21 protein-coding genes and 2 pseudogenes are annotated in these 22,842 nt (G+C 64.4%); 12 read left to right on the top strand and 11 right to left on the bottom strand.

The features are described 5' to 3' along the window. The first annotated feature begins 5 nt into the window (after window positions 1–5). From IX761_RS05300 to IX761_RS05290, 3 genes and pseudogenes are all read left to right on the top strand, one after another. Window positions 6–1,079, top strand: coding sequence for a COX15/CtaA family protein (locus IX761_RS05300; protein WP_194788580.1), 1,074 nt, complete (start codon window positions 6–8; stop codon window positions 1,077–1,079). After that, on the top strand, window positions 1,064–1,963 hold the full coding sequence (gene cyoE, locus IX761_RS05295) for a heme o synthase (protein ID WP_194788579.1): 900 nt from the start codon (window positions 1,064–1,066) through the stop codon (window positions 1,961–1,963). Before IX761_RS05300 ends, cyoE begins: the two co-directional genes overlap by 16 nt. Beyond that, window positions 1,960–2,589, top strand: a pseudogene (locus IX761_RS05290) (SCO family protein); the annotation flags it as partial. The gene cyoE and the pseudogene IX761_RS05290, both read left to right, overlap by 4 nt. A gap of 15 nt (window positions 2,590–2,604) precedes the next feature. Here IX761_RS05290 and IX761_RS05285 read toward each other — a convergent pair. The 4 genes and pseudogenes from IX761_RS05285 to IX761_RS05270 all read right to left on the bottom strand — a co-directional run. Beyond that, window positions 2,605–2,790, bottom strand: a pseudogene (locus IX761_RS05285) (MetQ/NlpA family ABC transporter substrate-binding protein); the annotation flags it as partial. Between the two features lie 23 nt (window positions 2,791–2,813). Next, window positions 2,814–3,584 carry a MetQ/NlpA family ABC transporter substrate-binding protein gene (locus IX761_RS05280; protein ID WP_194788578.1) on the bottom strand — a complete coding sequence of 257 codons (771 nt, stop codon included), beginning with the start codon at window positions 3,582–3,584 and terminating at the stop codon, window positions 2,814–2,816. Between the two features lie 64 nt (window positions 3,585–3,648). Then, a complete protein-coding gene (locus IX761_RS05275; protein WP_011531522.1) occupies window positions 3,649–4,320 on the bottom strand; it encodes a methionine ABC transporter permease in 672 nt (223 codons plus the stop codon). Next, the gene (locus IX761_RS05270; protein ID WP_194788577.1) at window positions 4,320–5,327 is read right to left on the bottom strand and encodes a methionine ABC transporter ATP-binding protein; all 1,008 of its coding nucleotides are present in this window, start codon (window positions 5,325–5,327) and stop codon (window positions 4,320–4,322) included. Before IX761_RS05270 ends, IX761_RS05275 begins: the two co-directional genes overlap by 1 nt. Before the next feature lie 223 nt (window positions 5,328–5,550). On the opposite strand from IX761_RS05270, the gene katE reads away from it, so the two are divergent. After that, on the top strand, window positions 5,551–7,695 hold the full coding sequence (gene katE / locus IX761_RS05265) for a catalase HPII (protein ID WP_194788576.1): 2,145 nt from the start codon (window positions 5,551–5,553) through the stop codon (window positions 7,693–7,695). A gap of 74 nt (window positions 7,696–7,769) precedes the next feature. On the opposite strand, the gene IX761_RS05260 is transcribed toward katE, so the two are convergent. The 4 genes from IX761_RS05260 to zur form a co-directional block, all read right to left on the bottom strand. Then, a complete protein-coding gene (locus IX761_RS05260; RefSeq protein ID WP_194788575.1) occupies window positions 7,770–8,477 on the bottom strand; it encodes a PA5502 family lipoprotein in 708 nt (235 codons plus the stop codon). Between the two features lie 117 nt (window positions 8,478–8,594). Next, window positions 8,595–9,377, bottom strand: coding sequence for a zinc ABC transporter permease subunit ZnuB (gene znuB / locus IX761_RS05255; protein WP_194788574.1), 783 nt, complete (start codon window positions 9,375–9,377; stop codon window positions 8,595–8,597). Further along, window positions 9,370–10,143, bottom strand: coding sequence for a zinc ABC transporter ATP-binding protein ZnuC (gene znuC, locus IX761_RS05250; protein WP_194788573.1), 774 nt, complete (start codon window positions 10,141–10,143; stop codon window positions 9,370–9,372). The genes znuB and znuC overlap by 8 nt, the downstream gene beginning before the upstream one ends. Further along, complete coding sequence (gene zur / locus IX761_RS05245) at window positions 10,140–10,625, bottom strand: zinc uptake transcriptional repressor Zur (protein ID WP_194788572.1); 486 nt, start codon at window positions 10,623–10,625, stop codon at window positions 10,140–10,142. Before zur ends, znuC begins: the two co-directional genes overlap by 4 nt. A gap of 18 nt (window positions 10,626–10,643) precedes the next feature. On the opposite strand from zur, the gene IX761_RS05240 reads away from it, so the two are divergent. Beyond that, window positions 10,644–11,600 (top strand): metal ABC transporter solute-binding protein, Zn/Mn family, encoded by a 957-nt coding sequence (locus tag IX761_RS05240; RefSeq protein ID WP_194788571.1) that lies wholly within the window; start codon window positions 10,644–10,646, stop codon window positions 11,598–11,600. 93 nt (window positions 11,601–11,693) lie between these two features. Here IX761_RS05240 and IX761_RS05235 read toward each other — a convergent pair whose 3' ends face one another. Together IX761_RS05235 and IX761_RS05230 are read right to left on the bottom strand one after the other, a co-directional pair. After that, entirely contained in the window at window positions 11,694–12,644 is a 951-nt protein-coding gene (locus tag IX761_RS05235; protein WP_194788570.1) for a homoserine kinase, read from the bottom strand. A 72-nt stretch (window positions 12,645–12,716) separates the two neighbouring features. Next, on the bottom strand, window positions 12,717–13,004 hold the full coding sequence (locus IX761_RS05230) for a DUF2782 domain-containing protein (RefSeq protein WP_194788569.1): 288 nt from the start codon (window positions 13,002–13,004) through the stop codon (window positions 12,717–12,719). 75 nt (window positions 13,005–13,079) lie between these two features. Between IX761_RS05230 and polA the strand changes: the two genes are divergently transcribed. Next, window positions 13,080–15,827 carry a DNA polymerase I gene (gene polA, locus IX761_RS05225; RefSeq protein WP_194788568.1) on the top strand — a complete coding sequence of 916 codons (2,748 nt, stop codon included), beginning with the start codon at window positions 13,080–13,082 and terminating at the stop codon, window positions 15,825–15,827. A 370-nt stretch (window positions 15,828–16,197) separates the two neighbouring features. Here polA and yihA read toward each other — a convergent pair whose 3' ends face one another. Then, the gene (gene yihA, locus IX761_RS05220; protein ID WP_194788567.1) at window positions 16,198–16,830 is read right to left on the bottom strand and encodes a ribosome biogenesis GTP-binding protein YihA/YsxC; all 633 of its coding nucleotides are present in this window, start codon (window positions 16,828–16,830) and stop codon (window positions 16,198–16,200) included. Window positions 16,831–17,023: 193 nt separating this feature from the next. Here yihA and IX761_RS05215 point away from each other — a divergent pair, with 193 nt between their 5' ends. The 6 genes from IX761_RS05215 (at window position 17,024) to IX761_RS05190 (ending at window position 22,764) form a co-directional block, all read left to right on the top strand. Then, window positions 17,024–17,326, top strand: a complete 303-nt coding sequence (locus IX761_RS05215) for a c-type cytochrome (RefSeq protein WP_194788566.1) — start codon at window positions 17,024–17,026, stop codon at window positions 17,324–17,326. A 31-nt stretch (window positions 17,327–17,357) separates the two neighbouring features. Continuing rightward, window positions 17,358–17,975 (top strand): c-type cytochrome, encoded by a 618-nt coding sequence (locus tag IX761_RS05210; RefSeq protein ID WP_194788565.1) that lies wholly within the window; start codon window positions 17,358–17,360, stop codon window positions 17,973–17,975. Window positions 17,976–18,190: 215 nt separating this feature from the next. Then, the gene (gene dsbA, locus IX761_RS05205) at window positions 18,191–18,823 is read left to right on the top strand and encodes a thiol:disulfide interchange protein DsbA (RefSeq protein ID WP_194788564.1); all 633 of its coding nucleotides are present in this window, start codon (window positions 18,191–18,193) and stop codon (window positions 18,821–18,823) included. Window positions 18,824–18,835: 12 nt separating this feature from the next. Continuing rightward, the gene (locus IX761_RS05200; RefSeq protein ID WP_194788563.1) at window positions 18,836–19,690 is read left to right on the top strand and encodes an endonuclease/exonuclease/phosphatase family protein; all 855 of its coding nucleotides are present in this window, start codon (window positions 18,836–18,838) and stop codon (window positions 19,688–19,690) included. Between the two features lie 85 nt (window positions 19,691–19,775). After that, the gene (locus IX761_RS05195) at window positions 19,776–21,764 is read left to right on the top strand and encodes a GGDEF domain-containing protein (protein WP_194788562.1); all 1,989 of its coding nucleotides are present in this window, start codon (window positions 19,776–19,778) and stop codon (window positions 21,762–21,764) included. 223 nt (window positions 21,765–21,987) lie between these two features. Next, the gene (locus IX761_RS05190) at window positions 21,988–22,764 is read left to right on the top strand and encodes an N-acetylmuramoyl-L-alanine amidase (protein ID WP_194788561.1); all 777 of its coding nucleotides are present in this window, start codon (window positions 21,988–21,990) and stop codon (window positions 22,762–22,764) included. Window positions 22,765–22,842: the final 78 nt, after the last annotated feature.

Genomic DNA, 22,842 nt, shown 5'->3' with positions numbered 1-22,842 from the left:
CTGCCATGGCCAGACCCGGATTCCGCCTCGCTGTGTTCGCCACCCTGCTGGCGCTGCTGGTGGTGCTGCTCGGCGCCTACACCCGCCTGACCCACGCCGGCCTCGGTTGTCCCGACTGGCCGGGCTGCTATGGCTTCATCGGGGTGCCCAAGACCGAAGCGCAGCTGGCCCATGCCGAGCTGCACTTTCCCGAGCATCCGGTGGAAGAAGCCAAGGGCTGGGCCGAGATGACCCACCGCTACTTCGCCGGCACCCTGGCGCTGGTGATCGCCCTGCTCACCTTCCAGGCCGTGCGCCGGCATGCCCGTGACGGCCAACCCTACCGCCTGCCGGTGCTGTTGCTGGGGGTGGTGCTGGCCCAGGCTGCCTTTGGCATGTGGACGGTGACCCTGAAACTCTGGCCGCAGGTGGTCACCGCGCATCTGCTCGGTGGGTTCACCACCTTGAGCCTGTTGTTCCTGCTATCCCTGCGTCTATCCCGGGCCTTTGCGCCATTGCCGAAACTGCCGTTGAGCCTGCGCCGGATCGCGGCCCTGGCCCTGCTGGTGGTGATCGGGCAGATCGCCCTGGGGGGTTGGGTGAGCGCCAACTACGCCGCCGTGGCCTGTATCGACCTGCCCACCTGCCATGGCCAGTGGTGGCCGGCGGCGGACTTCAGCAACGGCTTCCACCTGACCCAGCACGTCGGCCCCAACTACCTGGGCGGGCAATTGGACAGCGATGCGCGCACCGCCATCCATATCAGCCACCGCCTCGGCGCCTTGATGGTGGCGGCGGTGCTGTTGCTGCTGAGCTGGAAGTTGCACCGACATGGCCTGGGCGCCCTGGCGCGCCTGGTGTTGCTGGCCCTGGCGCTGCAAGTGAGCCTGGGCGTGAGCAATGTGCTGTTGCATCTGCCGCTGGGCGTGGCCGTGGCGCACAACGCCGGTGGCGCCGTGCTGCTGTTGACCATGGTGCTGGTGAACTACCGCATCCGCGTGGCCGACAAGGTACGCGTGGGCCAGGGCTGGCGCCTGCGGCCTATCACCAATGTGGGTATCACCCATCACATGAGGAACGATTCGTGGCGACGCTTCTGAGCACGGAAGGTCAGCGCGCCGGCTGGCGCGACTATCTGGAACTGACCAAGCCCAAGGTGGTGGTGCTGATGCTGATCACCTCGCTGGTGGGTATGTTCCTCGCCACCCGTGCGGGGGTGGCCTGGAGCGTGCTGCTGTTCGGCAACCTCGGCATCGCCTTGTGTGCAGGCGCGGCGGCAGTGGTCAACCATGTGGTGGACCGACGCATCGATGCGTTGATGGCCCGCACGCACAAGCGCCCGCTGGCCCAGGGCCGGGTCGCGCCGCTGCCGGCGCTGCTGTTCGCCCTGCTGTTGGCGCTGGCGGGCATGGCCGTGCTGCTGGCCTTCACCAACACCCTGACCGCCTGGTTGACACTGGCCTCGCTGCTCGGTTACGCGGTGCTCTACACCGGCTATCTCAAGCGTGCCACGCCGCAGAACATCGTGATCGGCGGCCTGGCCGGCGCGGCGCCGCCGCTGCTGGGGTGGGTGGCGGTGAGCGGGCATGTGAGCGCCGAGCCACTGCTGCTGGTGCTGATCATCTTCGCCTGGACCCCGCCGCACTTCTGGGCTTTGGCCATTCACCGCAAGCACGAGTACGAAAAAGCCGATATTCCCATGCTGCCGGTGACCCACGGCGAGCGCTACACGGCGCTGCATATCCTGCTGTACACCCTGATCCTGCTGGCGGTGAGCCTGCTGCCCTACGCCATCCACATGAGCGGGCCGCTCTACCTCGCCTGCGCCCTGGTGCTGGGCCTGCGCTTCCTGCACTGGGCCTGGGTGTTGTACCGTGGCACCCGGCCGCACGCGGCGATCAACACGTTCAAGTACTCTATCGGCTACCTGTTCGCGCTGTTCATCGCGTTGCTCGTTGACCACTACTTGTTGCTGAACCTATGACCCGAACCCAGAAAACCGTCTTCATCCTCGTTGCCCTGGTCGCGCTGATCATGGGCCTGACCGTCAACAAGGTGCTCAATGACCGTGGGCAACTGAACCCCACCGAGCTGATCGATGCCGGCATCATCCTGCTGCCGCAGAGCCGCACCGTGCCGGATGTGACCATGACCGACCAGAATGGCCAGCCGCTCGAACTGGATCAGCTCAAGGGCAAGTGGTCGCTGTTGTTCTTCGGCTACACCTACTGCCCGGACATCTGCCCAACCACCCTCGCCCAGCTGCGCCAGGTGAAGAGCGAGCTGCCCAAGGAGACGCTGGAGCGCTTGCAGGTGGTGCTGGTGAGCGTGGACCCGAACCGCGACACGCCGAACCAGCTCAAGCAGTACCTGGGCTATTTCGACAAGGATTTCGTTGGCGTGGCGGGGACTATCGAAGATACCCAGAAGCTGGCCAACGGCCTGAGCATTCCGTTCATTCCGGCTGACACCAGCAAGCCGGGCTACACCGTGGATCACAGCGGCAACCTGGCGGTCGTGGGGCCGGATGGGCGTCAGCGTGGGTTCATTCGTGCGCCGTTCAACAACCAGAAGCTGGCGGCGCAGTTGCCGGGGCTGGTCAAGCGCGATTGTTTCAGGTGTCGATTAGAACGCTGGAACCACAGCGCCTTTGTACTTCTCGGTAATGAACTGCTTCACCTCAGGCGAGTGCAGGGCCGCAGCCAGCTTCTTCATGGCGTCGGAATCCTTGTTGTCCGGGCGCGCTACCAGGATGTTCACGTAAGGCGAGTCGCTGCCTTCGATGGCCAGAGCATCCTTCTCCGGGTTGAGCNCGCGATTGTTTCAGGTGTCGATTAGAACGCTGGAACCACAGCGCCTTTGTACTTCTCGGTAATGAACTGCTTCACCTCAGGCGAGTGCAGGGCCGCAGCCAGCTTCTTCATGGCGTCGGAATCCTTGTTGTCCGGGCGCGCTACCAGGATGTTCACGTAAGGCGAGTCGCTGCCTTCGATGGCCAGAGCATCCTTCTCCGGGTTGAGCTTGGCTTCCAGCGCGTAGTTGGTGTTGATCAGGGCGGCATCGACCTGGGTCAGCACGCGCGGAATGGTGGCGGCTTCCAGCTCGCGGAACTTGATGTTCTTCGGGTTCTCGGCAACGTCCTTCACGGTGGACAGGATGTTGCTGTTGTCCTTGAGCTTGATCACGCCGGCCTTGTCCAGCAGCAGCAGGGCACGGCCGCCGTTGGTGGCGTCGTTGGGGATGACCACGGTGGCGCCGGAGGCCAGTTCGTCGAGCTTCTTGACCTTGGTGGAGTACACGCCCAGCGGCTCGATGTGCACACCGGTGACGCTGACCAGGTCGGTCTTCTTGGCCTTGTTGAACTCATCCAGGTACGGCTGGTGCTGGAAGAAGTTGGCGTCCAGGCGTTTTTCCGCCACCTGCACGTTCGGCTGGATGTAGTCGGTGAACTCCTTGACCTTCAGAACTACGCCCTCTTTCGCCAGTTGCGGTTTGACGAAGTTGAGGATCTCGGCGTGGGGCACCGGGGTGGCGGCGACGGTCAGGGTTTCGGCGTGGGCCGAGAAGGCCGCGACGGCGGCGACAACAGCAAGCAGCTTCTTCATTGATCACTCCTTGTGAGGGCCGCGACGGCCCCCGAACGGGTCGGCCGGGCCGACCCCATTGGGGTTACTTACGGGAAAAATGCACGACCAGTTTGTCGCCGACGCTCTGCAGAACTTGAACCAGCACCAGCAGCAACACCACGGTGACCACCATCACGTCGGTCTGGAAGCGCTGGTAGCCGAAGCGGATGGCCAGGTCGCCCAGGCCGCCCGCGCCCACCACGCCGGCCATGGCGGTGTAGGACACCAGGGTGATGGCGGTGACGGTGATTGCCGCGAAGATGCCCGGGCGGGCTTCGGGCAGCAGCGCATTGGTGATGATCTGGCGGGTGGTGGCGCCCATCGACTGGGTGGCCTCGATAATCCCGCGGTCCACTTCACGCAGGGCGGTCTCCACCAGGCGCGCGAAGAACGGCGTGGCCCCGACCACCAGCGGTGGGATGGCACCGGCGACGCCCAGCGAGGTGCCGGTGATCAGCACGGTAATCGGGATCATCACGATCAGCAGGATGATGAACGGCAGCGAACGCAGGATGTTCACCACCAGCGACAGCAAGGCGTACACGCCCTTCTGCTCGAACATCTGCCGCGGCCCGCAGAGGAACAGCAGCACGCCCAGCGGCAGGCCCAGCAGCACGGTGAAGAACAGCGAGCCGAACAGCATGATCATGGTGTCGACGGTGGCCAGCCAGATTTCGGCCCAGTCGACGTTGGCGAAGAAATTCAGGGCGTCCATCAACGCAGTACCTCCATATGTACGTCAGCTGCCTTGAAGCGGGCGAACGCCGCTTCCATGTCACCGCCGATCAGGGCGAGGGTGAGCTGGCCATAGGGGACATCCTTGATGCGGTCGATACGCCCGGCGAGGATGCTGTAGTCCACGCCGGTTTCGCGGGCCACGGTGCCCAGCAGCGGCGCGTAGGTGGCATCGCCCTGGAACGTGAGGCGCACGATGCGCCCGGGCACGTGGGCGAAGTCGTCGCGCTGCTCACCTTCGTCGACCTGTTCGTCTTCCTGCACGAAGCGCTTGGTGGTGGCGTGCTGCGGGTGCAGGAACACATCGGCCACCGGGCCTTGCTCGACGATCTGCCCGGCGTCCATCACCGCCACGCGGTCGCAGACCCGGCGGATCACGTCCATTTCGTGGGTGATCAGCACGATGGTCAGTTTCAGTTCGCGGTTGATCTCGGCCAGCAGTTGCAGCACCGAGGCGGTGGTCTGCGGGTCGAGGGCGCTGGTGGCCTCGTCGCACAGCAGGATCTTGGGGTTGGTGGACAGGGCGCGGGCGATGCCGACGCGTTGCTTCTGCCCGCCCGACAGCTGGGCCGGGTACTTTTTGGCGTGGTCCGACAGGCCGACGCGGGCCAGCAGTTCGGTCACGCGCTTGTCGATCGCGCTGCGCGACAGCTCACCGGCCAGTACCAGCGGCAGGGCGACGTTGTCGGCGACGGTTTTCGAGGCCAGCAGGTTGAAGTGCTGGAAGATCATCCCGACCTGCTGGCGGAAGTGGCGCAGCTGGTTGGCGTCGAAGGCGGTGACGTCTTCGTCGTCGACGATGATCTTGCCACCGGACGGTGCTTCGAGGCGGTTGATCAGGCGCAGCAGGGTGCTCTTGCCGGCACCGGAGTGGCCAATCAGGCCGAACACCTGGCCATCTTCGATGGTCAGGCTGGTCGGGTTCAGGGCCGGGATATCCCTACCGGCGACGCGGTAGGTCTTGTGGACATGTTGAAACTCGATCACTGAGCGAACCTTGTGGGGCGCATGGAATATGGGTCAGCGGTTGGCTGGGGTCGCGCATTTTAGCCTTTTCCAATAGCCGTTCTTATCATTTATTTCTGAATCGTCCAATCCATTGGGCATAAGGCGACAACCGGTGATCCCGATTGAACGCTCGCCAAGGCCTCCCAGTCACTAGTTGAACAAGCCCCACGGGCAGCCTGAAGACTGATGAGGAGAGCCGAACATGGCCAGCAAGAAAGCACCGGAGCCCCGGCAAAGCCAAGTGGCGGGCACCGACACCCCCGACCGGGCCAACACCAACGCCAAGTTGCAGAGCCTGGAAACCTTCCGCAGTGACGCCACGGGGCAGGCATTGCGCACCAACCAGGGGGTGAAGGTTGCCGACAACCAGAACAGCCTCAAGGCCGGCGCCCGCGGGCCTTCGCTGCTCGAAGACTTCATCATGCGCGAGAAGATCACCCACTTCGACCATGAGCGCATCCCCGAACGCATCGTCCACGCCCGCGGCACGGGCGCCCATGGCTACTTCCAGAGCTATGGCTGCCATGCCGAGCTGACCAAGGCCGGTTTTCTCCAGGACCCGGAGCAGATCACCCCGGTATTCGTGCGTTTCTCCACCGTGCAGGGGCCACGCGGTTCGGGCGACACGGTGCGGGACGTGCGCGGTTTTGCGGTGAAGTTCTACACCGATGAGGGCAACTTCGACCTGGTGGGCAACAACATGCCGGTGTTCTTCATCCAGGATGCGATCAAGTTTCCCGACTTCGTGCATGCCGTGAAGCCCGAGCCGCACAACGAGATGCCCACCGGTGGCTCGGCCCACGACACCTTCTGGGATTTTGTCTCGTTGGTGCCGGAGTCGGCGCACATGGTCATCTGGGCCATGTCCGACCGTGCCATCCCGCGCAGCCTGCGGATGATGGAGGGTTTTGGCGTGCACACCTTCCACCTGGTCAACGCCGAGGGCGTGGCCAGTTTCGTCAAGTTCCACTGGAAACCGCGCCAGGGTGTGCACTCGGTGCTGTGGGACGAGGCGCAGAAGTTGGCGGGCAAGGACACCGACTACCATCGCCGCGACCTGTGGGAGGCCATCGAGACCGGGCACTACCCGGAGTGGGAGCTGGGTGTGCAGATCGTCCCCGAGGCCGATGAACACAGGTTCGACTTCGACCTGCTGGACCCGACCAAGCTCATCCCAGAGGAGCTTGTGCCAGTAACGCCGCTGGGCAAGATGGTGCTCGACCGCAACCCGGACAACTTCTTCGCCGAGGTGGAGCAGGTGGCCTTCTGCCCCGGGCATATCGTGCCGGGCATCGATTTCAGCAACGACCCGTTGCTGCAGGGCCGGCTGTTCTCCTACACCGACACCCAGATCAGCCGCCTGGGTGGGCCGAACTTCCACGAAATTCCGATCAACCGGCCTGTTGCCCCCAACCACAGCAGCCAGCGCGATGCCATGCACCGCATGACCATCGACAAGGGCCGGGCGGCCTACGAGCCCAACTCGGTCGATGGCGGCTGGCCGAAAGAGACCCCGCCGGCCGCGCAGGATGGCGGTTTCGAGAGCTACCAGGAACGTATCGACGCGCACAAGATTCGCCAGCGCAGCGAATCGTTCGCCGATCACTTTTCCCAGGCGCGGCTGTTCTTTCACAGCATGAGCAAGACCGAGCAGCAGCACATCATCAAGGCTTACAGCTTCGAGCTGGGGAAGGTCGAGCGTGAAGCAATCCGCGTGCGGCAGGTGAACGAGATCCTCGCCAACATCGACCTCAAGCTGGCGGCGGCCGTGGCGGCCAACCTCGGGCTGCCGGCGCCCAAGGCCGGCACGCTCAAGGTCAGGGACAGCAAACCCGCGCAGTCAAAGGCGCTGAGCCAGATGAACCACCTGGGCGACATCGGCATCAGCGGGCGCAAGATCGCCGTGCTGGTGGCCGATGGCGTGGAGGGGGCGAGCGTGGACAAGGTGGTCAAGGCGCTTGAGGCGCAGCGTGCCCGGCCGGTGTTGCTGGGGCCAACGTCCGCGCCGGTGAAGACTGCCGAGGGCAAGCCATTGCCGGTGGGAGCTGCGATCGACGGGATGCCGTCGGTGATGTTCGATGGGGTGTGGGTGCCGGCGGGCAAGGCGTCGCTCGACGCGCTGGAGAACAGCGGGGTGGCCAAGCATTTTCTGCTGGAGGCCTACAAGCACCTCAAGCCGATGGGGCTGGCGGGGGATGGCAAGCCGCTGCTTGGCAAGCTGGGGTTGAAGGAGGACGCGGGACTGGTGTCAGGGGATGATCAGAAGGCCTTCGATGCATTCAGCCAGGCAGTGGAAGGGCATCGGGTGTGGGCGCGGGAGGCGGCTGCCGAGAGCGTTCCAGCCTAGCAAAAAGCATCGCGGGGCAAGCCCGCTCCCACAAGGCCATGGCGTTGTGGGAGCGGGCTTGCCCCGCGATTGAATCACTGCTGATGCGGGATCAACACCACCTGCGCTGGCAGCGAACGCTGGATTTCATGCTTCTGTTTCAACGCAAAACCACTGTCGAGCTTGTGCACGCGTTTGTGCAGCAGCGTCTTGAGCCACGGTGCATCTTCGGTACGCGGCACCTGGAACACCACCTCGCAGCGGTAATTCACCACGTCGGCGGCGATGTCATCGAGCTGGCGGCGCAGGGCGCGACTGTCGGTGGTCTTCAGGGCCACCACGGTATTCGGCGCGCTCGGGTCGATCACGCGGGCCTTGGGCTTGGCCTCGGCGGCCTTGAGCGCGGCCTCGGCCTTCTCGAGCTCAGCCTTGCGTGCCTGCGCCATGGCATCGCCTCCGGTCACCGCCGGTGCCCGTGGCATCAGCGTGCGGGCGCGGGCAAGGGCGGTGGCCGCGGCATTCACATCACCCTTCTGCAGCACGATCTGACTGCGTTTCAAGTAGGCCTCGGCCAGCTGGCGCTGATGCGGCTCCAGGAGGGCATCATCCGGCGCCTTGGCCTGCAGGTCGGCGAGTTGGTCTTCGGCGGTGGCCAGCTCGTTGCTGGCGATGCTTTGCTCCAGCTGTTGCCAGGCGTCCAGCTGGACAGGCGCGGCCGCCTGCTGCGCAGGCGTGCTCGAGCAGGCTGCCAGGAACAGGGAAAATGCGGCAACAAGCAGATAACGGGAGGCGAACGGCTTCATTCCTGCGACTCTCTATTTGCGCAAAAAGCGAGCAAGTCTACACCCAGGTGCGCACGCTCGAAAACAGGTCTTACAGACCCTCTACCGGTGCAAAGGTTGCGTGCGTGCGCTGCTTTTTCAACGTTTGGGCAGCGCCAGGCTCAGCAAGAATAGCACCGCCGCACAGACCACGATCGATGGCCCGGCCGGGGTGTCCTTGAACCATGACAGGGCCAGCCCGCCGCAGACCGCGGTGACGCCCAGCAGGCTGGCGCCAAGCGCCATCTGCTCCGGCGAGCGCGCGTGGCGCTGCGCGGCGGCGGCCGGGATGATCAACAGCGAGGTGATCAGCAACACGCCGACGATCTTCATCGCCACCGCGATCACCACCGCGATCAGCAGCATCAGCGCCAGGCGCAGGCCTGCCACCGGCAGCCCTTCGACCATCGCCAGCTCCTCGTGCACGGTGACCGCCAGCAACGGGCGCCAGAACATCGCCAGAAGCACCAGCACCAGCGCGCTGCCACCGAGGATCCAGGCAAGGTCAGTGGTGCTGATCGCCAGCAGGTCGCCGAACAGATAGGCCATCAGGTCGATGCGCACGTCGTGCATGAAGCTCAGCACTACCAGGCCCAATGACAGCGTGCTGGGGGCGAGGATGCCGAGCAGGGTGTCCGAGGCCAACGGCTGGCGCTGTTGTAGCGTCACCAGCAGCAGCGCCAGCAGCAGGCAGCCGACGGTCACCGCCAGCGCCGGGCTGACGTCGAGGGCGAAGCCCAGGGCCACGCCGAGCAGTGCGGCATGCGAGAGGGTGTCGCCGAAATAGGCCATGCGCCGCCATACCACGAACGAGCCGAGCGGGCCGGCGACCAGGGCCAGCGACAGGCCGGCAAGCAGGGCGTAGAGAAGAAAATCAGCCATGCTTGCAGTGCTCTCCATGGACATGGGTACCCGGGGCGATCACCGAGCCATGCAGGTCGTGCTTGTGATCGTGATGGTGGTGATAGATGGCCAGGCTCGGTGCGTTCTGGCCGAACAGCTCGACGAAGGCCGGGTCGTTGCTGACTTGCTCAGGGTGCCCCGAACAGCACACGTGGCGGTTGAGGCAGACCACCTGGTCGGTGGCGCTCATCACCAGGTGCAGGTCGTGGCTGACCATCAGCACGCCACAGCCGTGGCGGTCGCGCAGGCGGGTGATGAGGTTGTACAGCTCGGTCTGGCCGACCACGTCGACGCCCTGCACCGGCTCGTCCAGCACCAGCAGCTCAGGCTCGCGCAGCAGGGCGCGGGCCAGCAGCACGCGCTGCATCTCGCCACCGGAGATGGTCTGGATGGGGTTGTCGATCACCTGCTCGGCGCCGACCTCCTGCAAGGCCGACAAGGCTGCCGCGCGGTCTACCCCGGGCACCAGGCGCAGAAAACGCAGCACTGACAGCGGCAGCGTGGCGTCCACCTGGATCTTCTGTGGCATGTAGCCGATGCGCAGCTTGGGTTTGCGCCACACGGTGCCGCGGTGCGGCTTGAGCAGCCCCAGCACGGCGCGCACCAGGGTGGTCTTGCCGGCACCATTGGGGCCGATCAGGGTGACGATCTGGCCGGGCGCGACGGCCAGGTCGATGCTGTCGAGCACCGCCTCGCCGCCGAAGCTCACCCCGACCTGCTCGAGGCGGATCAGGGCATCGCTCATGGCGCGCTCCGGCAGTTGCCGCACAGGCCGACCACTTCGACGGTTTGCGTCTCGACGGCGAAGCCGACGGCCTTGGCGCTGTCGACGATGGCGTTGCTGATGCTGTCCTGTTCCAACTCGATGGCCACGTGGCATTCGCGGCAGATCAGGAACTGGCCTTGGTGCGAGTGCTCGGGGTGGCTGCAGCCGATGAAGGCGTTGAGCGAGGCGATGCGGTGCACCAGGCCGTTGTCGAGGAGGAAGTCCAGGGCGCGGTACACGGTCGGCGGCGCGGCGCGGCGGCCGTCCTGCTCGCTGAGCACGGCGAGGATGTCGTAGGCGCCCAGCGGCTTGTGGCTCTGCCACACCAGCTCCAGCACGCGGCGGCGCAGGGCAGTCAGGCGCAGGCCCTGACGGGCGCACAGCGCGTCAGCCTCGGCCAGCGCGCTGTGGACGCAATGGGAATGATCGTGGGGGCGGTGAGCCAGCGGCGTGATGGACATGGGCAGCGACGGTTCAGGATGGAGACGTTATTATGTTACCTGTTTCTGACGAGCCGAGTAGCCACCGTGTCCCGATTCCTTGCCCTGTTTGTCGCTTTCATCGCCTTCTCGGCCCAGGCCGAGGTGCGCGTGCTGACCAGTATCAAGCCCCTGCAACAGATCGCTGCCGCCGTGCAGGATGGCGTCGGTAGCCCCGACGTGCTGCTGCCACCGGGCGCTTCCCCGCACAACTACGCGCTGCGTCCGTCGGATGTGCGCAAGGTTGGTGATGCCGACCTGCTGTACTGGATCGGCCCGGACATGGAAGGTTTCCTGCCCCGTGTGCTGGCCAGCCGCAAGAAGCCGACCGTGGCCGTGCAGTCGCTGAAAGGTTTGCAACTGCGCCATTTTGGTGAGGACAGCCACTCCCACGATGAAGAAGACCACGACGATCACGACCATGATCACCGCCCGGGCAGCCTCGATGCGCATCTGTGGCTGTCGTCTGCCAACGCACGGGTGATTGCAACGAAGATGGCGGCGGACCTGGTCGCGGCGGACCCGGCCAATGCAGTGCGTTATCAGGCCAACCTGAAGTCGTTCACTGAGCGCATGGATGCCCTGGATGCGCGCATCAAGCAACGGGTGGCGGGGATCGCCGGCAAGCCGTACTTCGTGTTCCATGAAGCCTTCGATTACTTCGAAGCCGCCTATGGCCTCAGGCACACGGGTGTGTTCAGCGTGGCATCCGAGGTGCAGCCGGGGGCCCAGCATGTGGCTGCGATGCGCAAGCGCTTGCAGGAAGTGGGCAAGACCTGTGTGTTCAGCGAGCCACCGCTGCGCCCGCGTTTGGCCGAGACGCTGACTGCCGGGTTGCCGGTGCGGCTGGCCGAACTGGATGCCCTGGGCGGCAGCGATGCCGTGGATGCCAAGGGCTATGAGCGCTTGCTGGAGAAGCTGGGGAGTGACCTGGTGGGGTGCCTGGAGCAGCTCTAGCCTCTGTGCCGGCCTCTTCGCGGGCAAGCCCGCTCCCACAGGATCTTTATATCCCTGTGGGAGCGGGCTTGCCCGCGAAGAAGCAGACGCGATTTACAAGGCGAACGGCAGCTTCAACGCCACCTGCTGGCGCTGCGCCAACCTCACTTCGAACTCGCTTGGGTCATGGATCATCACATCCATCCCGGCAAATGCCTGCGCCGCGATCAGGCGCGACAGCCAGAACCGCACGCACGCCACACGCAGCATCTCGGGCCACAGCTCGGCCTCGGCCGCAGTGAATGGCCGCAGCGCCGCGTAGGCACCCAGCAGTGCCTGGGCGCGAGGCAGGTCGATACCGCCCTGCTCGTCCAGGCACCAGTCGTTCACGGTAATGGCGATGTCATACAGCATCGGCCCGGAGCAGGCGTTGTAGAAGTCGATCACCCCGGTCAGGTGAGTGCCTTCGAACATCACGTTGTCGCGGAACAGGTCGGCGTGCAGGTTGGCCTTGGGCAGGGCGAGGATCTGCGCCTTGTGTGCGGTGATCTCGTCCAACGCAGGCTTCAGCAGCGCGGTTTGCTCGGCGCTCAGCCCCGGCAGCAGTTCGGCACCCGCTTGCAGCATCCAGTCCAGGCCGCGGTCGGTGCGGCGCTCGATGACGCGTTCGCGGGTCGCCAGGTGGATGTGGGCCAACAGCTCGCCAACCTGGGCGCAGTGCTGGTTGTTCGGTGCCTTGATGTGCTTGCCCGAAAGCCGTGGTTGCAGCAGCGCCGGCTTGCCGCACAGTTCGCGCAGGCCGTTGCCGTCGCGATCACGCAGTGCGTAGGGCACGGGAATGTCGGCATCGTGCAGAACGTCGAGCAGCTCGATGAAGAACGGCATGTCTTCCACCGGCCCGCGCTCGACCAGGGTCAGGACGTACTCCCCTTGTTCCAGGCTGACAAAGAAATTGCTGTTCTCGGTGCCGGCGGCGATGCCCTGGAAGTCGAGCAGACGGCCCAGCGCGTAGGGCGCCAGAAAGGTTTCCAGCTCAGGCCGGGTCACGGGGGTGAAGACTGACATGTCGAAAAATTGCCCATACGGGCACTTGCGCCGGCAAGTGCCTGGTTGATAAGAACGATACGCGTTATTGCATTACCACTCGAAGATCTTCCACGACGGAATCAGCATGTCCGGCTGGTCGGATCGAATGAAATTGCCGTCGGAGCCATCGGCGCGTACCAGGAAATAAGGCTTGCCGTTCTTCGGCGTGACCTTGATCGCATACAGGAAGCCGTTTTGCCGGTATTCCTGGATGGTTTTGTCGCCTTCCGTGCGAATGGTCACATCGGGGTCTGCCGATGGGGCGTCGTCCGCCGCCAGGGTGACGACTGGCATGGTTGCCAACAGGCTGAGCAGTAACAGGCGAATGGGTGTACGCATGATAACCTTGTCCCTTTGTCGTCAATGATCCTGGCTATTCTAGCGCCGGACCCGCCGAAAAGGTTGATTCTCCTCATGAGCCAAGCGCCCCTCGTCCTGGTGGACGGTTCCTCCTACCTCTACCGTGCCTTCCACGCGCTGCCGCCGCTGACCACCTCCAAGGGCATGCCCACCGGCGCGGTCAAGGGCGTGCTGAACATGCTCAAGAGCCTGCGCAGGCAGTATCCCGACAGCCTGTTCGCGGTGGTCTTCGATGCCAAGGGCGGGACCTTCCGCGACGCCATGTTCGCCGAATACAAGGCCAACCGCCCGAGCATGCCCGACGACCTGCGGGTGCAGGTCGAGCCGCTGCACGCCAGCGTGCGCGCCTTGGGTTACCCGCTGCTGTGCGTCGAGGGCGTGGAGGCCGACGACGTGATCGGTACCCTGGCACGCAGCAGCGCGGCGGCCGGCCGCCCGGTGATCATCTCGACCGGCGACAAGGACATGGCCCAGTTGGTGGACGGCCACGTTACGCTGGTCAACACCATGACCGGTAGCGTGCTGGATGTGGCTGGCGTGCACGAGAAGTTCGGCGTCGGTCCGGAGCACATCATCGATTTCCTCGCCCTGATGGGCGACAAGGTCGACAACATCCCGGGCGTGCCGGGCGTTGGCGAGAAGACCGCGGTTGGCCTGCTGACCGGTATCGGTGGCGGCCTGAGTGACGTGTATCAGAACCTCGACAAGGTACCGGGCCTGGCTATCCGCGGGGCCAAGACCCTGGCCGCCAAGCTCGAGGAACACCGCGACGCGGCCTTCCTGTCCTATGAACTGGCCACCATCAAGTGCGACGTGGAACTGGATGTCGAGGTCGACGCGCTGGTCTGCGGCGAGCCGGACCGTGAGGCGCTGCTGGCGTTGTACACCGAGATGGAGTTCAAGAGCTGGGTCGCCGAGGTACAGCGTGACGCCGCACAGGTCGGTGACGCGGTTATCGCTGCCGAGGCGCCAGCGGCCAAGGTCGAGCCTAAATATGAAACTATCCTCGACCAGGCCCGCTTCGACGCCTGGCTGGAGAAGCTGCGTCAGGCGCCGCTGTTCGCCTTCGACACCGAGACCACCGGCCTGGATGCCCAGCAGGCGCAGTTGGTGGGCCTGTCGTTCGCCGTCGAGCCCCATCAAGCCGCCTACGTGCCGCTGACCCATGATTACGAAGGTGCACCTGCACAGCTGGATCGCGACACTGTGCTGCTGGCACTCAAGCCGCTGCTGGAAGACCCGGCCAAAGGCAAGATCGGCCAGAACGCCAAGTACGACATCAACATCCTGGCCAACACCAACCCGGCCATCCAGATGCGTGGCGTGGCCTACGACACCATGCTTGAGTCCTACGTGCTGAACTCCACCGGCAGCCGTCACGACATGGACAGCCTGGCGCAGAAGTACCTCGACCACACCACCATCGCCTTCGAAGACATCGCCGGCAAGGGTGCCAAGCAGCTCACCTTCAACCAGATCCCGTTGGACAAGGCCGGCCCCTACGCCGCCGAGGACGCCGACATCACCCTGCGCCTGCACCACGCGTTGCAGGCACGGCTGGCCCAGACGCCAAACGTGCTGCCGGTGCTGATGGACATCGAGATGCCGCTGGTGCCGGTGCTGGCGAAGATCGAGCGCCAGGGCGCGCTGGTGGATGCCGCTTTGCTGGGTGTGCAAAGTGGCGAGCTGGGGGCGAAGATGGCCGAGCTGGAGCGCGAGGCGTTCGCGCTGGCCGGCGAGGAATTCAACCTCGGCTCGCCCAAGCAGCTGGGGGTGATCCTCTATGACAAGCTGGGCATGCCGGTGTTGAGCAAGACTGCCAAAGGCCAGCCGTCCACCGCCGAAGCGGTGCTGGACGACCTGGCCGAGCAAGGCTACCCGCTGCCCAAGGTGCTGATGCAGTACCGCAGCCTGAGCAAGCTAAAGAGCACCTACACCGACAAGCTGCCGGGGCAGATCAACCCGCGCACCGGGCGTATCCACACCTCCTACCAGCAGGCGGTGGCCGCCACCGGGCGCCTGTCGTCCAGCGACCCGAACCTGCAGAACATCCCGGTGCGCACCGCCGAAGGTCGACGCATCCGCCAGGCCTTCGTCGCCAGCCCCGGCTATAAGCTGCTGGCGGCGGACTACTCGCAGATCGAGCTGCGCATCATGGCCCACCTGGCCAAGGATGAGGGTTTGCTGCATGCCTTCCGCAACGACCTGGACGTGCACCGCGCCACGGCCGCAGAAGTGTTCGGCGTGGCGCTGGAGGCGGTTACCAGCGACCAGCGCCGCAGCGCCAAGGCGATCAACTTCGGCCTGATCTACGGCATGAGCGCCTTCGGCCTGGCCAAGCAGATCGGCGTCGACCGCAAGCAGTCCCAGGACTACATCGACCGTTACTTCGCCCGCTACCCGGGCGTGCTGGCCTACATGGAGCGCACCCGCGCCCAGGCCGCCGAGCAGGGCTTCGTCGAGACCCTGTTCGGTCGACGCCTGTACCTGCCGGACATCAATGCCAAGAACCCGGCTCTGCGCAAGGGGGCCGAACGCACGGCGATCAACGCACCGATGCAGGGCACCGCAGCGGACATCATCAAGCGCGCCATGGTCAACGTTGACAACTGGTTGACCGACAGCGGGCTGGATGCGCGGGTCATCCTGCAGGTGCACGACGAACTGGTGCTGGAAGTGCGCGAAGACCTGGTGGAGCAGGTCAAAGATGAAATCCGCGGGCACATGAGCCGCGCGGCGCAGCTGGACGTACCGCTGCTGGTGGAAGTGGGTGTTGGCGCGAATTGGGACGAAGCTCACTAAACGGCGCGGCAAAGCTGTGTAGGATCTGCGGCGTAGTGTCGCGGATCCGGTGCTGGCTCTGAGCCATTAGATCGAACGTTTCATGAAACTATCGCAAATAGTTTCGAGGGCTTCGGAACTAAACCGGTGAACCGCCACTCAGAGGTACTGAATGGCTGGTGAAGCCTTTCGATGCTCCTATGTTGTGTTAAGTGTTGGCAGATATTCGGACCCCGCCCTAGCGGTCCGAACTTGGACCCCGAACTTCCCCCTCCCCATACGAAGTCCGGGGTTTTTTTTGCCCGGAATTCGGCGTCATGCCTGCCTAGGCTCGTGGGAGCGGCCTTGCCCCGCGATAGGGGCATCGCGGGGCAAGCCCGCTCCCACGACCTCAGACTGCTGGCTTGTCTTCCAGCTCCATCCAGTCCGCCAGCACGCGGTAAGCCTCTTCCAGCCCCTGGCGCTTGGGTGCCGAGAACAGCTGGATGGTCGCGCTGTCGCCCCAGCCCTTGCGGATCTCCGACTGCACTTTGAGCAGGGTGTTCTTGCCGGCACCGTGGGTCAGCTTGTCGGCCTTGGTCAGCAGGATGTGCATAGGCATGCCGCTGGCCTTGGCCCAGTCGAGCATCATCTTGTCGAAGTCGGTCATCGGGTGGCGCACGTCCATCAGCAGGATCACCCCGCGCAGGCACTCGCGGCTGCCCAGGTAGGCTTCCAGGTGCTTCTGCCAGTGCTGCTTGAGCGGGATCGGCACTTTTGCATATCCGTAACCCGGCAGGTCGACCAAACGCCGTTCATCGTCCAGACTGAAGAAATTCAACAGCTGGGTGCGGCCCGGGGTCTTGGAAGTCCGCGCCAGGTTGGCATGAGTCAGGGTGTTGAGGGCGCTGGATTTGCCGGCGTTGGAGCGGCCGGCGAAAGCCACCTCGTAACCCTGGTCGTCCGGACATTGTTCGACCTTGGCAGCGCTGAGGGCGAATGTGGCTTTCTGGCAGAGGCCGAGGATGGGGTTCTTGACTTGCATGGGATTTCCGATGTGGGTGTTGCCAACGCCTAGGCCGGCAAGCGGTGTCGTTTCCGTTTGGATGGCGGAAGTATATAATGCCCCAGTTTTTGTGTGCTCATTCTCCCAGCGAAGGAGAGCGGGCATGGGGTGTCGAACAACAGCTCGCGCAACAGAACGCAGCGCGGCCCCCAACCCTGTCAGGTCGTTCCGCTTGGCGAAATGGCTGCTTGCTGTCGGCATGTTCCTGCCGTTTTTCAGCGCACAGGCTACACAGGATCCCGAGGCGTTGTACAACCGCACGTGTGCGGCCTGTCACGCCGGACAGTTGCCACAGGCCCCCAGACAGGGTGACCGGGCAGCCTGGGAGCCGCGCCTGGCGCAGGGCATGGAGCAGCTGGTGGTGCATGTGACACAGGGTTTCAAGGCTATGCCGCCGCGTGGATTGTGCATGGACTGCAGTGCCGAGGACTACCAGTCGGTCATTCTTTGGATGAGTGGCAGTCCCGATACATAACATTTCACCCTTAGCCGTGTTGGATTAGCTGATGAACAAACTATTCGTGAGTCTGCTGTTGACCATGGGGGTCGCAGGTGCGGCAAGTGCTGCGGAACCCATCAAAGGCGATGCTGCCGCCGGTCAGGCCAAAACCGCTGTCTGTGGGGCCTGCCACAACCCTGACGGCAACAGCCTGGCGCCGAACTTCCCCAAACTCGCCGGCCAAGGCGAGCGTTATCTGGAAAAACAGCTGCACGACATCAAGTCCGGCAAGCGTACCGTGCTGGAGATGACCGGCATGCTGGCCAGTTTCAGCGACCAGGACCTGGCCGACATCGCCGCCTACTTCTCCAGCCAGAAGGGCAGCGTCGGTGCCGCCGACCCGAAACTGGTCGAGCGTGGCCGCGCACTGTTCAACGGTGGCGATCTGGAAAAAGGCATGCCGGCCTGCACCGGTTGCCACTCCCCCAATGGCGCGGGTATTGCCCTGGCCGGCTTCCCGCACCTGGGTGGCCAGCATTCGCAGTACGTGACCAAGCAGCTCACCGACTTCCGCGAAGGCAACCGCACCAACGACGGCGACGCCATGACCATGCGCACTATCGCCGGCAAGCTGAGCAACAAGGATATCGAGGCGCTGTCCAGCTACATCCAGGGCCTGCATTGATCTTGCCGGCCCCTGTGGGCGCCGGCATGCCGGCGATGGGGCCGTTGGCAACCTGCGTTAACACTCGGTTAATGCTTCGACGCTAAAGATGAAAAGGGCAGCCGTGGCTGCCCTTTTTTCTGTGTGTAGCCGTTACACTACAGAACTCGCGCCTTCCCCGACCTGTCTGAACACGGGTCGCGTCGAGGCGACCAAAGACTGCTCAGGAGTAAAGCATGCGTAAACTGATTCTCAGCGCTGCGCTGGTCGCCGCCAGCGCGTTCGGTATGGCCACCGTTCAGGCCGCGGAGCCTGTCGCCGGCAAGGAATACATCGAGCTGAGCAACCCCGTACCAGTGTCGGTGCCGGGCAAGATCGAAGTCGTCGAGCTGTTCTGGTACGGCTGCCCACACTGCTACCACTTCGAACCGACCATCAACCCATGGGCCGAAAAGCTGCCCAAGGACGTCAACTTCAAGCGCATCCCAGCCATGTTCGGCGGCCCGTGGGACAAGCACGGCCAGATGTTCCTGACCCTGGAAGCCATGGGCGTCGAGCATAACGTTCACGCCGCCGTTTTCGACGCTATCCAGAACAAGCGCATGAAGCTGTTGGAGCCTGAGGAAATGGCCGACTTCCTGGCCACCCAGGGCGTGGACAAGGCCAAGTTCCTGGCCACTTACAACTCCTTCGCCATCAAGGGCCAGGTCAACCAGGCCAAGGAACTGGCCAAGAAGTATGAAATCACCGGCGTCCCAAGCCTGGTGGTCAACGGCAAGTACCGCTTCGACCTGGGCACCGCCGGTGGTCCGGAAGGCGTGCTGAACGTCGCCGACCAGTTGATCGCCAAGGAGCGCGCCGCTAAGTAAGCGGCGCCGGCCATGATGCGCTTGCGCGCCACCCGTGGCATCGGCCTGCACCAGCCGCAGGTCAACGAGCATCACGTGCAGGCTTCTGGCCTGCCGGAGGATGGTCGCCTGCGGCTGCTCAGTTTCAACATCCAGGTCGGTATCAGCACCGAGCGCTACCGCCACTACCTGACCCGCAGCTGGCAGCACCTGCTGCCGCATACCGGGCGCGCCGGCAACCTGCAGAAGATCGGCGAGTTGCTGAGCGATTTCGACCTGGTGGCCTTGCAGGAAGCCGACGGCGGCAGCCTGCGCTCGGGCTACGTCAACCAGGTCGAGCACTTGGCCCAACTCGGGGCCTTCCCCTACTGGTACCAGCAGCTCAACCGCAACCTCGGGCGCTTCGCCCAGCACAGCAATGGCGTGCTCAGCCGGCTCAAGCCCCAGCACCTGGAAGACCACCCGCTGCCCGGCCCGGCCGGTCGCGGGGCGATTCTGGTGCGCTTCGGCGAGGGCGAGGACGCGCTGATCGTGGTGATGATGCACCTGGCCCTCGGCGCCAAGACCCGCGCCCGCCAATTGGCCTACATCCGCGAACTGATCGGCGGGTACCGCCACCAGGTGCTCATGGGTGACATGAACACCCACGCCAACGACCTGCTCGATCACTCGCCCTTGCGCGACCTGGGCCTGGTCGCCCCTCAGGTCGAGGCCACCTTCCCCAGCTGGCGCCCCCAGCGCTGCCTCGATCACATCCTGCTCAGCCCAAGCCTCACCCTCGAGCGTGTCGAGGTGCTGGCGCAGCCGATTTCCGATCACCTTCCGGTTGCCGTCGAGATCCGATTGCCTGATGCCCTGACTGTGGATACGCTGCCGGTCCTGAGCTAGCGCCTACAGCACTCAAGTGTTCGGCTTTCGCGCCGAAATCGAGTCATTGCAGGACTAGATGCCACTACCGGATGCGGATCCAGGCATGACCGAAGAAGCTGAGCGCTGGAAAGAAAAATACCTTAAAAGCATCGAACAGCAGGAAAAGCTCGAACGTCGCTGGGAAGCGCGTCTCGACTTGCTGCGCCGTGGCCTGGTGCGCAGCACCCTGGCGGCCGAAGGTAGCGACAAGATCGTTGACCAGTGCATGAAGGAGATGCGCGAGGTCATTCGCAGCGACAACATGGACGCCGGGCTCGCCGGGCTGATCCCGCGCCTGGAAAAGGCCGTGCTCGACTCCGAGCAGCGCCGGGAAACCCGCATGACCCAGGTCAGCGATGCGCTGAATGCCTTGGTCACCCAGCTGCAGACCCTGCCGTTGCCTGGCGAAGTGTCGCGTCCGTTGAAGAAGCTGGCGAAGAAGCTCGACAGCGGTGTCAGCCAGTCCCGTGAGCTGCCGCCGCTGCTGGGTGAGCTCAGTGGCCTTCAGGGCAAAGCCTTGAATGCCGTGCAGAAGCCTGAAGAAGAAGCGCGCCCGGGCTTCCTGCAACGCTTGTTTGGCGGGCGTGAAGACGCCCTCGAGGAGCCACTGCCCGTAACCGTGGCGACACAGCAGCCGGCTCCCGCCACGCCGATGGTGGCGGCGCAGCCTGACACGCCAGTGGCCGATGCCGACGAACTTCATCCTCTGCCGGCGCCCATCGATGCCGCCACCCTTGATCACCGCCCTGCCCTGGAGCCTGCACCCGCCGCACCGCTCGAAGTGTCCGGCCCGGCCCTGGTCGAAGCCGTCGAAGTGCTTCCCGCGCAGTTCGAGCCCAGCCCCGAGCCCGAAGTCGCCGACAGTCAGGCAACCCCCGGCCAGGAGCCCGAGGAAGCCGATCCCTTGCCCGTCGAGGCCGTGCCTGATGCCAGCGTGCCGCCGACGGTACTGGAGGCACTCGCCGGCGAAGACGGCCCTTATGCCCTGCCCGATGCCGTCGAGCCCCCGTACAGCCAGGTGGCCGCCCACATCGAACAGACCCTGATCGGCCTGCTCGACGACCTGAGCCTGCCCGAGCGCCACAAGGCCCAGGCCCAGGAGATGCGCGAGCGGGTGGCGCGTGGCCTGAACTGGTACGAGCTGATCCCGGTGCTGGATGACCTGGCGGTGCTCATGCTGGCGATCACCGACAGCGGCCAGCACGAGTTCGAAACCTACCTGCAAGAACTCAACGTGCGCCTGGAAAGCTTCCAGAGCCACCTGCACGAAGCCAGCGCCGGCCATGCTGACAACAGCACCGCCGCCCGTGAGCTGGACAACCAGCTGCGCGAGCAGGTCGATGGCCTGCAGAGCAGCGTGCAAGGCGCCACCGATGTGGACAGCCTCAAGCACATCCTGGACAACCGCCTCGAAGGCTTGTTGCAGACCATGGACCAGCACCAGGACGAACGCGACCGCCGCGAGCAGGAACTGGCCGGCCGTCTGCAAGGGCTGGCCGAGCGCGTGGCAAGCATGGAGCAGGAAGCGCTGGGTTATCGCGAACACCTCGAGGAGCAGCGGCAGAAAGCGATGCTCGACCCTCTGACCGGCCTGCCCAACCGCGCCGCCTGGTCCGAACGGGTCGAGCAGGAGGTGCTCGATTGGCAGGAAAACGGCGGCCACCTGGCCATGGCCATTCTCGACCTCGACCACTTCAAGCGCATCAACGACGGTTATGGCCATCTGGCCGGCGACAAGGTGTTGAAGATCGTCGCCGACCAGCTGCGCAAGCGCCTGCGCGGCCGCGATTTCATCGCCCGCTTTGGTGGCGAGGAGTTCGTCCTGTTGCTGCCACAGACCTCACCGCCTGCTGCTGCGCAGGTGGCAGAGGCGTTGCGCGCGGCCATCGAAGCCTGCCCGTTCCACTTCAAGGGCGAGCGGGTGGTGATCACCACGTCCATCGGTATCAGCGCCTTCCGTTCCGCCGAGCGCGGCGATCAGGTGCTCAAGCGCGCGGACGAAGCGCTGTACCGGGCAAAGGAGAGAGGGCGTAACAGAGTGGAGCACGGTTAGGCTCTGTACGAAAAGCCTTGATACTCGGTGATGCTGCGTTGAAAACAGCCTCGGAATGCTCATTTACAACCCGTAAACTCCGCTTCCTCGGCTGTTTTCGCCTTGCCTGACCTTCGTCTCAAGACTTTACATACAGACCCTAGTCGGTTTTCAGCGGGAAGGCTGGCGTGGAGCACGTTATACTGTAGCGCTGTTGTTGGCTCATCATGACGTGCTCCCTGCAATGAAAAAACTTATTACCGCCCTGCTTCTGCTGACCCTGGCCGGATGTTCCAGTGGCCTGCGCATCGACCGCAACCACCCCTCGGCCAATCAGGACAGCCGCATCCAGTTCGTCGTCCTGCACTACACCAACGCCTCGCTGGAGCGCTCGCTCGCTTTGCTGACCCACGGCGAAGTCAGCAGCCACTACCTGATCGGCGATGGCCCGGCCACGGTCTACCAGCTGGTCGACGAGAACCGACGCGCCTGGCACGCCGGCGATAGCCAGTGGCAGGGGCGTACCTGGCTCAACTCCAGCTCCATCGGTATCGAGATCGTTAACCCCGGCTACACCGACACCCCCAACGGTCGGGTCTGGCACCCCTACAGCGAGGCGCAGGTGCAGGCATTGATCGCGCTGCTGCGCGATATCGTCAAGCGCAACAACATCGACCCACGGCATATCATCGGCCACAGCGACATCGCCCCGCTGCGCAAGCTCGACCCAGGCCCGCTGTTCCCGTGGAAGCGCCTGGCCGACGCTGGGCTCGGCATCTGGCCGGACGCCACGGCAGTGGCCCGGCAGCAGGCCTACTTCGCGGTCAGCCCACCGACCATCGGCTGGTATCAGCAACAGCTGGCGCGCTTTGGCTATGCCATCGAGCAGACCGGTGAGCTGGATGTGGCCACCCGTCATGTCATCGCGGCCTTCCAGATGCGCTTCCGCCCGCAGCGTTTCGATGGTCAGCCGGATGCGCAGACCGCCGCCATGTTGCAGGTACTCAACCGCAAACGTTAAACCGTTCGGCGCCGTCACCCGGCGCCGTCTTCCGAACGGCTGAGCTTGATAAGCATTCCGTTGCTATACCTTTGGTAT

The sequence above is a fragment of the Pseudomonas sp. UFMG81 genome (assembly GCF_015354575.1).
In the GTDB taxonomy this organism is placed as follows: domain Bacteria; phylum Pseudomonadota; class Gammaproteobacteria; order Pseudomonadales; family Pseudomonadaceae; genus Aquipseudomonas.
Note: the sequence above shows the minus strand (reverse complement) of the source record. Positions and strands in the feature narration are given on the sequence as shown.

Excerpts from the sequence above, each read along its gene's own strand:
- IX761_RS05300 (WP_194788580.1), top strand. The coding sequence starts at position 6 with ATGGCCAGACCCGGATTCCGCCTCGCTGTGTTCGCCACCCTGCTGGCG.
- IX761_RS05280 (WP_194788578.1), bottom strand. The coding sequence starts at position 3,584 with ATGAAGAAGCTGCTTGCTGTTGTCGCCGCCGTCGCGGCCTTCTCGGCC.
- IX761_RS05275 (WP_011531522.1), bottom strand. The coding sequence starts at position 4,320 with ATGGACGCCCTGAATTTCTTCGCCAACGTCGACTGGGCCGAAATCTGG.
- katE (WP_194788576.1), top strand. The coding sequence starts at position 5,551 with ATGGCCAGCAAGAAAGCACCGGAGCCCCGGCAAAGCCAAGTGGCGGGC.
- IX761_RS05260 (WP_194788575.1), bottom strand. The coding sequence starts at position 8,477 with ATGAAGCCGTTCGCCTCCCGTTATCTGCTTGTTGCCGCATTTTCCCTG.
- znuB (WP_194788574.1), bottom strand. The coding sequence starts at position 9,377 with ATGGCTGATTTTCTTCTCTACGCCCTGCTTGCCGGCCTGTCGCTGGCC.
- znuC (WP_194788573.1), bottom strand. The coding sequence starts at position 10,143 with ATGAGCGATGCCCTGATCCGCCTCGAGCAGGTCGGGGTGAGCTTCGGC.
- zur (WP_194788572.1), bottom strand. The coding sequence starts at position 10,625 with ATGTCCATCACGCCGCTGGCTCACCGCCCCCACGATCATTCCCATTGC.
- IX761_RS05240 (WP_194788571.1), top strand. The coding sequence starts at position 10,644 with ATGGAGACGTTATTATGTTACCTGTTTCTGACGAGCCGAGTAGCCACC.
- IX761_RS05235 (WP_194788570.1), bottom strand. The coding sequence starts at position 12,644 with ATGTCAGTCTTCACCCCCGTGACCCGGCCTGAGCTGGAAACCTTTCTG.
- IX761_RS05230 (WP_194788569.1), bottom strand. The coding sequence starts at position 13,004 with ATGCGTACACCCATTCGCCTGTTACTGCTCAGCCTGTTGGCAACCATG.
- polA (WP_194788568.1), top strand. The coding sequence starts at position 13,080 with ATGAGCCAAGCGCCCCTCGTCCTGGTGGACGGTTCCTCCTACCTCTAC.
- yihA (WP_194788567.1), bottom strand. The coding sequence starts at position 16,830 with ATGCAAGTCAAGAACCCCATCCTCGGCCTCTGCCAGAAAGCCACATTC.
- IX761_RS05210 (WP_194788565.1), top strand. The coding sequence starts at position 17,358 with ATGAACAAACTATTCGTGAGTCTGCTGTTGACCATGGGGGTCGCAGGT.
- dsbA (WP_194788564.1), top strand. The coding sequence starts at position 18,191 with ATGCGTAAACTGATTCTCAGCGCTGCGCTGGTCGCCGCCAGCGCGTTC.
- IX761_RS05200 (WP_194788563.1), top strand. The coding sequence starts at position 18,836 with ATGATGCGCTTGCGCGCCACCCGTGGCATCGGCCTGCACCAGCCGCAG.
- IX761_RS05195 (WP_194788562.1), top strand. The coding sequence starts at position 19,776 with ATGACCGAAGAAGCTGAGCGCTGGAAAGAAAAATACCTTAAAAGCATC.
- IX761_RS05190 (WP_194788561.1), top strand. The coding sequence starts at position 21,988 with ATGAAAAAACTTATTACCGCCCTGCTTCTGCTGACCCTGGCCGGATGT.